The organism is Ruegeria sp. CDSC025, assembly GCF_059610805.1.
The window spans coordinates 90,812-103,465 of the sequence record NZ_JBXWOJ010000008.1; the positions used below are offsets into that span (position 1 = coordinate 90,812).

Annotated in this window: 12 protein-coding genes; 5 read left to right on the forward strand and 7 right to left on the reverse strand. The window is 57.7% G+C overall.

The window, feature by feature from the left end; all coding sequences use genetic code 11:
* Nucleotides 1-37 precede the first annotated feature (37 nt).
* Together AC2FH8_RS12890 and AC2FH8_RS12895 are read right to left on the reverse strand one after the other, a co-directional pair.
* Nucleotides 38-505: a GAF domain-containing protein gene (locus tag AC2FH8_RS12890; RefSeq protein ID WP_271949692.1), complete on the reverse strand. Its 468-nt coding sequence runs from the start codon at nucleotides 503-505 to the stop codon at nucleotides 38-40.
* 73 nt (nucleotides 506-578) lie between these two features.
* Nucleotides 579-1,751: a thiolase family protein gene (locus tag AC2FH8_RS12895; RefSeq protein WP_142637066.1), complete on the reverse strand. Its 1,173-nt coding sequence runs from the start codon at nucleotides 1,749-1,751 to the stop codon at nucleotides 579-581.
* A 100-nt stretch (nucleotides 1,752-1,851) separates the two neighbouring features.
* On the opposite strand from AC2FH8_RS12895, the gene AC2FH8_RS12900 reads away from it, so the two are divergent.
* The 3 genes from AC2FH8_RS12900 to AC2FH8_RS12910 all read left to right on the forward strand — a co-directional run bounded on the left by AC2FH8_RS12900 (nucleotide 1,852) and on the right by AC2FH8_RS12910 (nucleotide 4,453).
* Nucleotides 1,852-2,190, forward strand: a complete 339-nt coding sequence (locus tag AC2FH8_RS12900; protein WP_142637067.1) for an STAS domain-containing protein — start codon at nucleotides 1,852-1,854, stop codon at nucleotides 2,188-2,190.
* 32 nt (nucleotides 2,191-2,222) lie between these two features.
* Entirely contained in the window at nucleotides 2,223-2,663 is a 441-nt protein-coding gene (locus tag AC2FH8_RS12905) for an ATP-binding protein (RefSeq protein ID WP_496689922.1), read from the forward strand.
* 212 nt (nucleotides 2,664-2,875) lie between these two features.
* Nucleotides 2,876-4,453 (forward strand): gamma-glutamyltransferase family protein, encoded by a 1,578-nt coding sequence (locus AC2FH8_RS12910; RefSeq protein WP_496689923.1) that lies wholly within the window; start codon nucleotides 2,876-2,878, stop codon nucleotides 4,451-4,453.
* Nucleotides 4,454-4,487: 34 nt separating this feature from the next.
* Here AC2FH8_RS12910 and hspQ read toward each other — a convergent pair whose 3' ends face one another.
* On the reverse strand, nucleotides 4,488-4,814 hold the full coding sequence (hspQ, locus tag AC2FH8_RS12915) for a heat shock protein HspQ (RefSeq protein ID WP_142637073.1): 327 nt from the start codon (nucleotides 4,812-4,814) through the stop codon (nucleotides 4,488-4,490).
* 80 nt (nucleotides 4,815-4,894) lie between these two features.
* Here hspQ and AC2FH8_RS12920 point away from each other — a divergent pair, with 80 nt between their 5' ends.
* Entirely contained in the window at nucleotides 4,895-5,776 is an 882-nt protein-coding gene (locus AC2FH8_RS12920; RefSeq protein ID WP_496677830.1) for an AEC family transporter, read from the forward strand.
* Between the two features lie 60 nt (nucleotides 5,777-5,836).
* A complete protein-coding gene (locus AC2FH8_RS12925) occupies nucleotides 5,837-6,418 on the forward strand; it encodes a transglycosylase SLT domain-containing protein (protein ID WP_142637077.1) in 582 nt (193 codons plus the stop codon).
* 12 nt (nucleotides 6,419-6,430) lie between these two features.
* Here the strand turns inward: AC2FH8_RS12925 and AC2FH8_RS12930 are convergent, their stop codons facing one another.
* The 4 genes from AC2FH8_RS12930 to AC2FH8_RS12945 all read right to left on the reverse strand — a co-directional run bounded on the left by AC2FH8_RS12930 (nucleotide 6,431) and on the right by AC2FH8_RS12945 (nucleotide 12,587).
* Nucleotides 6,431-7,027 carry a LolA family protein gene (locus AC2FH8_RS12930; protein ID WP_142637078.1) on the reverse strand — a complete coding sequence of 199 codons (597 nt, stop codon included), beginning with the start codon at nucleotides 7,025-7,027 and terminating at the stop codon, nucleotides 6,431-6,433.
* 39 nt (nucleotides 7,028-7,066) lie between these two features.
* Nucleotides 7,067-9,955, reverse strand: coding sequence for a DNA translocase FtsK (locus AC2FH8_RS12935; RefSeq protein ID WP_281995414.1), 2,889 nt, complete (start codon nucleotides 9,953-9,955; stop codon nucleotides 7,067-7,069).
* A 14-nt stretch (nucleotides 9,956-9,969) separates the two neighbouring features.
* Nucleotides 9,970-11,151 carry an aminotransferase class I/II-fold pyridoxal phosphate-dependent enzyme gene (locus AC2FH8_RS12940; protein ID WP_496689924.1) on the reverse strand — a complete coding sequence of 394 codons (1,182 nt, stop codon included), beginning with the start codon at nucleotides 11,149-11,151 and terminating at the stop codon, nucleotides 9,970-9,972.
* A 107-nt stretch (nucleotides 11,152-11,258) separates the two neighbouring features.
* Nucleotides 11,259-12,587 carry an amidase gene (locus AC2FH8_RS12945; protein WP_496689970.1) on the reverse strand — a complete coding sequence of 443 codons (1,329 nt, stop codon included), beginning with the start codon at nucleotides 12,585-12,587 and terminating at the stop codon, nucleotides 11,259-11,261.
* Between the last annotated feature and the right edge of the window lie 67 nt (nucleotides 12,588-12,654).

Below are 12,654 nucleotides of genomic sequence, written 5' to 3' on the forward strand. Positions count from 1 at the left end.
GTATCCATTCCAGTCTAACAGACGGGCTGATTTTGCGTCAGGCCCCTCTTAACTCGCCCGAAAACGCCTTTGACAATATGGCAGACAGCTTTTCTGCGTCCTCATCCGTGAACGCATCAGGCTGGTCACTGTCGATGTCAAAAACCGCGATGACCTCGCCCGAGGCATTGCGCACCGGAAGCACCAGTTCGGACTGCGTAGACGAGGCGCAGGCGATGTGACCTGGAAACGCATGCACATCCGCCACCAACTGTACCTTTCCGGTCCGCGCCGCGGCACCACAGACACCGCGCCCGAAGGGAATAACCAGACACCCGTGACCACCCTGATAGGGGCCGATTTTCAAAATGCCCGGATCTGTTACGCGATAGAACCCCGTCCAGTCAAACCGATCATCGGCGTGATGAACCTCACAGGCGATTGTCGCCATCAGAGCAACTTGATCTGTCTCGCCTGCGGTTAGGGCGACGATTGTCTTGGTCAGCGTATCGTAATCAACGGTCATGGGGAGCGGGTCCGGTCAGTGATCTTGTAAACAGGTTCTACAGCACCGGACCTATGGTGGAATCGGCCCCGCGTCAAACGCGCTCAATCGCGATTGCAGTCCCCTCTCCACCACCGATGCAGATCGCCGCCACGCCGCGTTTCAGATCCCGCTTTTCCAACGCGTTCAGCAGGGTGACCATGATACGCGCTCCCGAAGCGCCGATAGGATGACCCAGAGCGCATGCACCACCATTCACATTTACCTTGTCACGCGTCAGACCCATCTCATGCATGAATGCCATCGGCACCACGGCAAAGGCTTCGTTTACTTCCCACAGATCCACATCATCATTGGACCAGCCGATTTTGGCCAAAAGCTTTTGCGCAGCGGGAACTGGCGCAGTCGTGAACAATCCCGGAGCCTGCGCATGGCTGGAATGACCCAGAATGCGCGCCCGAACCGAGAGGCATTGCGCTTCGGCGGCTTCAGCTGACGCCAGAACCAGAGCTGCCGCCCCATCAGAGATCGACGACGCGTTGGCCGCCGTCACCGTTCCACCCTTGCGAAAAGCCGGTTTCAGCGAAGGTATCTTTTCCGGGCGGGCGGTTTTCGGCTGCTCGTCCGCGGACTGCGTGACCTCGCCTTTCCTTGTACGGACGGTTACCGGAGTGATTTCACCGTCGAACGCGCCGCTGTCCTGCGCGGCCAGCGCGTTGGATAGGGACTGCAGGGCGTATTCGTCCTGCGCTTCGCGGGTGAACTGGAACGCCTCGGCACAGTCTTCGGCGAAAGTGCCCATCAGACGACCTTTGTCGTAGGCGTCCTCCAGCCCGTCCAGAAACATGTGGTCGACGACCTGAGCGTGCCCCAAGCGCGCACCCTCACGCATTTTGGGCAACAGGTAGGGCGCGTTCGTCATACTCTCCATCCCGCCTGCGATCATTGTGTTGGCATGGCCCAATGCGATCTGATCGAAGGCCATCATCGCAGCCTTCATCCCTGATCCGCACATCTTGTTGAGCGTCGTGGCCGGGACCTCTTGGCCCAAACCGGCTGCAAACCCAGCCTGACGTGCAGGGGCCTGACCCTGACCGGCTGGCAGAACGCAGCCCATCAGTACTTCGTCAACCGTTTCAGCACCGGCACCCTGCAGCGCGGCCCGGATCGCGGCTCCACCCAGATCGGCGGCAGAAACACCATCGAACATTCCTTGAAATCCACCCATCGGGGTACGTGCTGCTCCGGCGATTACAACTTGCTTCATCTGGGCGCTCCTAAATTCTTGTCATTCAATGGATACCGAATGGTAAGAATTCCCGTCTAGCGTATTTCTACGAGCGATTTCAGTTAAAGGACCGTCACGTATGGGCCTGTCCAGTACTACGACCAACAATATTCAAATAATTACTGTACAATCCAACCGGATTGATGCCGCAATGGCCATTCAGTTCAAAGAAAACATGCGCACGGAAACCGAAGGTGGGGCTGTGCGCGTGGTTCTGGATCTCAGCGGTGTCGAATTCATTGACTCCAGTGGTTTGGGCGCCATTGTTGCCGCCATGAAACAACTCGGGGCTGAACGGCGCCTGGATCTGGCAGGTCTTCAGCCTTTTGTGGAAAAGGTGTTTCGTCTTACGCGCATGGACACAGTGTTCAAGCTTTACCCAACGATGGATGACGCACTGTCCGGTGCGCCGGATTGAACACAAGGAGAAACTGAACAGGCGCAAGGCTAATGTGTAACGGCATCAGTTTCGATTTGAGCTTCGCTGCGACCGAGGTCGAAGCAAGCTCTGGCATTGCCAAGTTGAGCCAGGCACTGTCGTCCAAAGGGCTGCCTGCACACAAAGCGGCTGATGTCAGAATTGCCCTGGCCGAAGCCATTAACAATGTCGTTGAACACGCCTATGCCGGAACCACGCCCGCCACCGTAAAGGTACACTGCCGCCTGCATCAGAACTGGTTGGAAATCCTCATCTCGGATACCGGCAATCCCCTTCCTGGCTTTCGCGTACCAGAAGGTGCACCTGCACCTCTGGGGGAAAGACGTGAAGACCTGCCCGAGGGGGGATTTGGATGGTTTCTGATCCACCAACTGACCAGTGAAATCCGCTATGACCGTAGCGAAGGCTGCAACCGGTTGTCACTGCGATTCAGTTTTCTCGACCCGGATTAGGGCTATAAAACGTCACAATAAGGCCCTTTTCGAACCATTGTAGCGCCGCAAACAAAGATCAAAGTCTTAACTGTAGCTCAGATAGCTTCCCTCGGCATCGTATGTCACAGCCCCCACCCAGTGAACGATGCCGAGGAACTTCCCCTTTGATTTGACTGGACAATACCCGGACGCGCGATACCTTCTGCGCGATCACACGGGAAGGCAGCGCAATGCGGGATTTTCAGGCACCAGGCAGATCCGAAGTTTTTTCGACCGAAGGGATGTGCGCCACATCTCACCCGCTGGCAGCCCAAGCGGCCCTTGGCATTCTACAGCAAGGTGGCAACGCGATGGACGCAGCCATCGCCGGGGCAGTGCTTTTGGGATTTTGCGAACCACAAATGACCGGCCTGGGCGGAGATTGCTTTGTTCTGTACAACCGCGCCGGAGAAGATGAGGTTCGGGCCCTCAACGGCTCTGGCCGGGCACCGGCAGCAGCCAACGCTGGCAGCTTGCGCGATAAGGGACTGACTGCAGTTCCGCTCAATACACCGGATGCGGTCACCATTCCCGGCGCGGTCGAGGCGTTCTGCCAGCTGGCCGAAACCGAGGGCAAACTAGGGCTGGACGCCATCCTGCAACCCGCCATCCGCTATGCAGACCAGGGCGTGCCGGTCGCCCCACGTGTGGCTTTTGATTGGGGCCCGGGTGCTAACACGTTGCAGGGGGCAGCCAGGAACCACTATCTGCTGAAAGGAGACGTTCCAAAGACCGGAGACATGTTCCGGTCCGCCGGGCAGGCAGAAGTGCTGCGCAGAATCGCCAAATACGGACGAAAGGCGTTTTACGCGGGCGAGGTCGCCGAAGATATTATCTCGACCCTGACGGCCATGGGCGGGGTACACACAGCAGAAGATCTGGACGCGACCGCTGCCACACCCACAGTTCCGGTCGCAGGGCACTATCGTGGCTTGGACCTGCTGGAACATCCGCCCAATGGCCAAGGTGCAACCGCCCTTTTGCTGCTGAATATCCTCAAGAACTTTGACCTCGGATCCATGGATCCGCTATCCGCAGAGCGTCTGCATATCGAGGCCGAAGCCTCAAAACTCGCCTACGATGCCCGCAACAGGTTCATCGCCGATCCGGATCATACGACACACGCAGACAGGTTTTGGGACCAGACAACAGCCGATCGGCTGGCAGAGCTTATCAATCCAAACCATGCCATGCCCGCTGCTGCCCCACTGACCGAAGCCATTCACAAGGACACGGTTTATATCACGGTGGTCGACAGGGACAGGATGGCGGTATCGCTGATCTATTCGATCTTTCATAGCTTTGGATCGGGTATCGCCTCTGAGAAATTCGGCATTCTGCTGCAAAACCGCGGGTCTGGATTTACGTTGCAATCAGGCCATCCGAACGAGTTTGGCAGCGGCAAACGCCCGATGCACACGATCATTCCCGGCATGTTGAAACAGAAAGGCAAAATCCTGATGCCCTTCGGCGTGATGGGTGGTGCCTTTCAGCCCACAGGACATGCAAAGCTGGTCTCGCTGCTAACTGACGATGAGTTTGCGCTGCAGCAGGCCATAGACGCACCGCGGGCCTTTGCAGACGGACCTGTCTTGAAACTGGAACGCGGAATTTCGCGGAAGGTCGCGCAACAATTATCTGAAATCGGCCACAAAGTTCTGATTTCGGAAACACCTCTTGGCGGGGCTCAAGCGATCCGAATCCAGAAGAGCGGCGTTTTGCAAGGCGCAAGCGATCCGCGAAAAGATGGGTGCGCGCTTGGTTATTGACAGTATGGGCCCGGTTTCACCCGCGCTTCCATTTTTAGTTCAAATGGAAATGCAACGGATATGCGCCGTTTTCAAACGGACCAAACATATCGGGGATATCCGGATGCTCGACCGGTTCTCCGGACTGGTCGGCAATCAGATTTTGTTCAGAAACATAAGCAACATAGAAGGATTGGTCATTTTCCGCCAACAGATGATAAAACGGCTGATCCTTGATCGGCCTGCTGTCTTCGGGAATGGCCTGATACCATTCTTCGGTATTTGAAAACTCTGGGTCCACGTCAAAAATCACCCCTCGGAAGGGATGTTTTTTGTGGCGGACGACTTGGCCCAGCCGGTACTTTGCTTGTGTCTTTAGCATCACGTTTGCCCCCAAAGGTCTTACTACCCGTTTCCTCATAGGAATGCCAATCATTGATCTAAAATAATGGGAAACAGTCTGTGAACCTCTTACTGACAGTACTCGAAATCGTGGCCCCGGTCTTCCTCTTGGCGGGGATCGGGTTTGCCTGGGTCAAACTTGGCTTTGAATACAGGCTGCAATTTGTGACCCGCCTTGCGGTGACGCTCGCCGTGCCCAGCCTGATTTTCGTGGCCCTGATGCAAACCCAGATCCCGCCCGGAGAGCTGACCCGGTTCACTTTGGCCGCCATCACAGGCCATGTCGGGCTGGCGGTCGCATTTGGCGTATTTGTCCGGGCCAGCAAGCTGGAAAGGCGCACCTATCTGGCGCCGCTGATATTCGGCAACACGGGGAATCTGGGCCTGCCTCTGGCCATTTTCGCATTTGGGCAGGCAGGCTTGGGTTTCGCGGTGATATTTCTGGCCGTTACCGCCCTGTTTTCCTTTACTTACGGGATCTACCTGGTGGCGGGAAAAGGCGCTTTCGGCAAGGTAGCACGTGAACCCATGGTTTGGGCTACTCTGCTGGGGGCGCTGTTTCTGTGGCAGGGCTGGCAAACACCTGTCTTCGTGACCAATACGCTGGACCTGCTGGGACAGATGGCGATTCCGATGATGCTGATCACGCTTGGTGTTGCGATTGCGCGGCTGACCACCAGAAAGCTAGGGCAAGCGGTCTGGCTATCGGCGTTGAAACTGGTCGTGTGTTTTGCCCTGGCATGGGCAATCGCAAAAGGGTTTGATCTGGATAACGTCGCGTTCGGCGTTCTAGTGGTGCAGATGTGTACGCCGGTTGCCGTAACCTCATACCTGCTGGCCGAACGGTTCGAGGCGGATTCCGACGCTGTTGCCGGGCTGGTTATGGTCTCAACCCTGATGTCCGTCGGCGCTTTGCCTATAATTCTAGCTATTGTTCTGTAGCGATTGTGATTTCCTAATCGCTCAATCTGCGCTAGAATGAAGAAAAAAGGCACGAGGCACATGAGCAGAATTCTTATCGTACTCTTCGGGGTGCTGCTTTTGGCATCCTGCGGGGGTGGTTCCAAACAACCGCCCAGCAAGCTGAATGATGCATGCAGCATTGCACGTGAACGGCCGGAATACATCAAGGCGTTCAAAAGCACCGAACGGAAATGGGGCATCCCCGTTCACGTTCAGATGGCGACGATCTATCAGGAAAGCCGCTATAAACACGATGCGCGCACACCGCATCAATATGTTCTGGGTGTGATCCCGATGGGCCGCCAGAGCAGCGCCTATGGCTTCAGCCAGGCGCTGGACGGGACATGGGATGAGTATCAGCGCGAAACCGGCAAACGCCGGGCCAAGCGGGACCGTATCCGCGACGCTTCGGATTTCATCGGCTGGTACATGAACAAAAGCTATGAGCGGAATGGCATCCAGCCAAGCGACACGCGCAATCAGTATCTGGCCTATCATGAAGGCCATACCGGTTATGCCCGCGGCAGCCATTACAGCAAGACGTGGTTGCTGAACGTGGCCAATGATGTGGATGCGCGCGCCCGGATGTACCAGGCGCAACTGTCAGGCTGTCGTTACTGAACAAACAGCGGGTCAGCGATTGCCTGACCCGCTTCTGTTCTTGTTCGAAAACAAGCTGCTGCTTAGATTTTTTTCGGTATCAAGCTGTCCCAGCAGAACCGTTGTCTGTCCGCCTGCATTATCGTGGATCACCCATTTTCGCAGCTCAACCGGATCGCCAGTGAACATCAGCTCAATTCGACCGGAGTCAGGGTTTTTCGGGTCCTGTGCTGTCACGACAGTGGCCGTTCCGTCAAAGTCATGCCCAACCACCATATTAGCCTGACCCAGATCGACATTCCGTGCCAGAACCAGAGACAGAGGTGTTCGCTTTAACGGATACTGCTCGGGCGGTTGATTGGATTTCGGATCGAAAATCTGAACGGTGCCAGCGCGTGCCAACACAACGGCGCTGTCTGGCGGGTCATATTCGAACCGCATCTTTCCAGGCCGTGCGATCCACAGCTTTCCTGTGCTCAGTGAGCCATCATCATTGACCTGTGTAAATGTCGTCTCGACAGTTTTCAGACCATTCAGGTAATTCGATATCTGCGACAGCGGCAACTTGTCCGCAGCCCAGGCGGCGGGTGTGGCCAGTGTCAGTGCAAGGGCAAAAGCAATCTGTTTCATAAGACCCAGATAAGCGCTCTGCCCTTGTTATTAAATATCCTATTGCTCTGGCACCAGGATTTCGCGTTTTCCGACGTGATTCGCCGATGAAACAATGCCTTCGTCCTCCATCTGCTCAACCAGACGCGCAGCTTTGTTATAGCCAATGGCAAGTTTCCGCTGGATATACGAGGTCGAGCATTTGCGATCCTTGATCACAATCGCCACGGCCTGATCGTAAAGGGCGTCTTCGCCATTGGTGTTGCCCCCGGTGTTCAAACCCAAAACAGCGTCGATATTATCAGCCTTTTCCTCGGTCGGTCCATCGACCACACCGCTCATATAATCCGGCGGGCCGAATTGCTTCAGATGGTTGACGATTTCCTCGACCTCTTCATCCGAGACAAACGGACCGTGGCAACGTGTGATCTTCGCACCACCCGCCATATACAGCATGTCACCCTGCCCCAGCAGTTGTTCGGCGCCCATTTCACCAAGAATGGTGCGGCTATCGATCTTTGACGTCACCTGGAAGGAAATCCGGGTCGGAAAGTTCGCCTTGATCGTGCCGGTAATCACATCGACCGAGGGGCGCTGCGTGGCCATGATCAGGTGGATACCCGAGGCCCGCGCCATCTGCGCCAGACGTTGGATGCAGGCCTCGATCTCTTTGCCCGCGACCATCATCAGGTCGGCCATCTCGTCGACAATAACAACGATATAGGGCATCGACTCGGGTGCGAATTCCTCGGTCTCGAACATCGGTTCACCCGTTTCGTCGTCAAAACCGGTCTGGACCGTGCGGCTGAACATTTCGCCCTTGGACAGCGCGTCTTTCACGCGGCCGTTATAGCCCGCGATGTTACGCACGCCCATCTTGGACATCTTGCGATAGCGATCCTCCATCTCTCCCACGACCCATTTCAAGGCGACAACCGCCTTCTTCGGGTCGGTCACCACGGGTGAGAGCAGATGCGGGATGCCGTCATAGACCGACAATTCCAGCATCTTGGGGTCGATCATGATCAGGCGGCATTCATCCGGCGTCAGCTTATACAGCAACGACAGGATCATCGTGTTGATCGCCACCGATTTACCGGAACCGGTGGTCCCCGCGATCAGCAGGTGGGGCATCTTGGCCAGATTGGCCACAACGGATTCACCGCCAATATCCTTGCCCAGCGCCAAAGGCAGCGCCTGATTGCCGTCTCCGAAGTCACGGCTCGAAAGGATTTCGCGCAGCACCACCATTTCACGGTTTTCATTGGGCAGTTCGATCCCGATGACCGAGCGGCCCGGCAGGGTCGAAACCCGCGCCGAGAGGGCCGACATCGAGCGGGCAATGTCATCCGACAGACCAATAACACGGCTGGCTTTCAAACCCGGAGCCGGCTCAAGTTCGTACATGGTGACAACCGGACCGGGGCGGACGCTGACGATCTCACCTTTGACGCCATAGTCATCCAGCACATTTTCCAACATCCGCGCATTCTCTTCCAGGGCCTCATCGCTCAGGTGATGGCGCTGAATGCTGGAGGGGTTGGACAGCAGGCCCAGCGGAGGCAGTTCGAAATCGGAGTGCTTTTCTTCGAACGACAACGCGGGCTGGGCCTCGGCCTGGGCCCGGCGCGAGGGTGGCGGGGTGCGGCGCACGGGTTGAGCAACCACCGGCTTGCGCGGCTCGGCCACGGGGATTTTCATCGCCGGGCGGGCTTGCGGCATCTCATCGGCGTCATCCTCGAAAACGGCCTCGTCATCGAAATCCGGCTCGGGCGCAAAATCCTGATGCAACGGTTCCTGCCATTCTGTTTCAGGCTGCGCTGACAGCATCGGCTCGGGCGGCAGCCCGGTTGATGTCACTGGCGGCTCTGGCGGCAGTTCGTCGGCATGACCTGCATTCAGGATCAACGGATCAGGTCCACGGCCCCGCCCTTTGGTCAGCGGCAGGTCGGGATCGGGCTCAGGAGCCATCTCTCCGACTGCAACCTTACGGTTGCGCACGGCGGCAGAAATCTTTGAACGGATACGGTCCTCACCCGGCATTTCCTCGTAACCCGCGACAGGTTCACGGTCGATCAGCTCGGGTTCGGGCATAGGGTCCGGGCGGCGGATCAGATCAGGAATGCGCGACAGAAGGCCGGTCTTTACCGGTTCGGGCGCTTCCAGAAGTGGCTCGTTGAAAACAGGGTCTGCAAAGGCAATCTCGTCGTCGAACACGGCCCCTTCGGCGCGGGCCAACTTGCGTTCGTCCCATTGGGCACGACGTTCGCGCGCAGCCTCCGCTGTTGCGGCAGCCCCACGGCCCAGCAGATTCATCAATATGTCATAGGACATGACCAGCCCCAGCAGGAAGGCGCGGAACCCCTTGCGCACGTCATCCTTGGTGAAACCAAGAACAAACACGCCCAGCGTCAGCATCCCAATAGCCATCGCCAGAGACATCAGCTTGACAATAAAATGCGAGGATATGGGCAACAAGGTCAGGAAGGCACCCATGACCGTATCCCCAAACAATCCACCCAGACCAAAACTATGCGTTACGCGCCAAGCCTCACCCGGCACTAATGTCGCCGCATAGACCGAGACAATGGCGATCCAGATCGGTGCAAATATCAGGCGCGCGACGGCACGATCTTCACCGAAATGCCCGGCAAAACGCACACCCCAGCCGATCAAAACCAACGCGATGCTCCAACTGCCCCAACCGACAATCATGAACAATGGCGCCGCGATCGAGGCACCAACACGACCCATCCAGTTCTGCACTGGTGCATCCGTCGACACCATCCAGTTCGGGTCATCCGGTGTGTAGGACCAGATCATCGCCGCCGAAGCCAACCCAAGTAGGATCAGGGCGATGCCGATCAACTCTTTGCTGCGCCTTTCGATGGCGGCCTGAGTCGTGCTGTCCAGCAATGGATCGCGGTTGCGCGCGTTATATGATGCCATTTTGCCCTCGTACCTCACGAATAGATGCAGTCGCGGAGCGTGATCAGCCCCTGCCGCATCTCTGTTTTTGGGGCCACCATAGCGACCCGGATAAATTGCTCGCCCGGGTTTTGCCCCGGATCACCTTGAGAAAGATATGCACCCGGCAGCACCCGAACTCCGGTCTGCTGCCACAGTTTCAATGCGGTTTCCTCGCCATTCTCGACCGGCAGCCACAGAAAGAACCCTGCCTCGGGCGGCATATAGCCCTGGATGCTTGCAAACACCTGGTCTGCGATGGCGTATTTTTCCTGATAGAGCGCGCGATTCTCGTCCACATGCGCCTCATCGGCCCAGAGCCTTGCGGCGGCGGCCTGCAACGGCAGCGGCAATGGCGCGCCTGCATAATTGCGTAACTGCTTGACCCGCTTGATCGTTTCCGGCCCGCCTGCAATCAGGCCAGACCGCAGCCCGGCCACGTTCGACCGCTTTGACAGCGAGTTGAACAGGGTGATCCGTTCAGGATCAGCGCCCAGTTCCTTTGCGACCGTCAGAACACCTGTAGGCGCTGTGTCGCGGTAAATCTCGGAATAGCATTCATCGGCGAAGATGCGGAAATCATATGTTTCAGCCAACCGGATCAGCTCGACCCAGTATTCACGCGTGGCAACTGCGCCCTGCGGGTTGGCCGGTGAGCAGATATAAGCGGCGGCAGTGCGGTTCAGCACATCCGCGGGCAATCCCGCATAGTCCGGCAGATGATCTGTGGCCGCCGTGGCCGGGACAAAAACCGGATCAGCCCCGACCGAAATCGAAGCAACCATATACACCTGATAGAACGGGTTCGGGCACAGAATGACCGGCTTTTGCCCGTTTTTCTGCTCGGGGCACAGCGCCATGGCGGCGTTATACAGCCCTTCGCGCGTCCCGTTCAGGGCCATAACCTGCGTGTCCGGGTCCATCGTGACGCCATAGCGGCGTACAATCCAGTCAGTGATCGCGCCGCGCAGCTCGGCCGAGCCCTCATTCGGCGGATATCCCTGAAACCCGGCAGCGTTTTCCGCGATAACATCGCTGACCCAGGCAGGAAATGCGTGCATCGGCTCACCAATGGTCATGTGAATCACTTCACCGCCCGGTTGGTGATGATCCAACAGGGTGCGCAGGCGCGGGAATGCGTATTCCGGAAGGTTCGAAAACCGCTCGGGGAAATTCATAACTACTGCCTCAATATCGGGATCATTTCGCCCCGTTTTCAAGCAGGTTACAGGCCGGGCGGGGCTTCGTCCAGACAAAGAGGTGCCGAATCAGGGGATTGTGGCATTCAGGCCAATGCGGCCTCGGCCGCGGAACCAAGCCGCAAAAGCGCCTCTTCGGACCCCGGATAACCCATCATCATCAGCCCGCAGCCCGGTTTTCCGGTCGGCAAGGTCAGCGCTGCCAGCCCCATGAGGTTGCCGATCCGGGTGTTCCGCAATGCCAGCAGGTTTTCGGTGACGTAATAGTCATGATCGCTCATCAGCCGTTCAAGATTGGGCGGCAGGATCGGTGCAGTTGGGGCCAAAACGGCGTCAAACCCGGCAGTGGCCACGTCCCATGCACCGCGACACGCCTTCAGCCTCGACCAGGCTGCAACATAATCGGGGCCCGAAGCATTTCGTCCGGCACGGAACCGTTCGAGTATTTCGGGATACATCACATCTGGGTTGGCCTCGATCACATCTCGCCACAGGCCATAGGCTTCGGTGGTGTAAAGAACCCCCGACAGCCCCATCGCGTCGGTCAGTTCAGGGACCTCAAGAGGCAGGATATCTGCACCGGCCTCACGCAACCGATCCAGGGCATCCTCGTAAGCGACACGCGGCTCTGCGCGCAAATCATCCTTGGCGACAGTCTGTAAATCCGCGAAACGACGCCCCTTTAGATTGGCTCCGCGCAAATCAGCTGGCGTACCGCCCTCCAGCATGGCCAGCATATGGGCCGCATCTTCGACCGAGCGGGCCAGCGGTCCAACGGTATCAAACCGCAGGCACAACGGGACTGTACCCTCCAGGCTGACCCGCCCGGCAGTGGTTTTCAGCCCGACCAGATTGTTCCAGGCTGACGGTATCCGCACTGACCCACCGGTATCCGAGCCGATCGCGCAAGCTGCCAACCCCCAAGCCACGGAAGCCGCAGCCCCCGAGGATGAACCGCCGGGAACCGCATCCTCATCATCGATGCAGGGCGGTGTTCCGGTGATCGGGTTCAGGCCCAGACCCGAGAAAGCCAGCTCGCTCATATGGGTTTTGCCAAGACATACAGCGCCCATGGCACTGGCATTTCGCAGCACGACTGCATCAGTTTTGGGAACCCGGTCTTTCAGCAGTGCCGTTCCTGCCTCGGTGGCAGTCCCGGCAGTATCGAACAGGTCTTTCCAACTGATCGGCACCCCATCCAACAATGATCGGCGCAATCCCAGCTTGGCCCGCTCCTGCGCCGCCTCAGCCTCGGCTCGGGCGCGCGTTTCGGTCACGCGGGCATAGATACGGTCGCGATGCGGGTGGGCTGCTATCGCAGTCAGAAAGGTCTCTGTCAGTTCAACCGGGTCAATCTGGCCCATGCCAATGCCCCGACCCAGATCACAAGCCGTCATCGACAACCAATCCTGCATCACTGCCCCCTTCGATTTCTGCATTCCCAGCGACGGTAGCGACAGGACCGCACATGGACAATCCCGA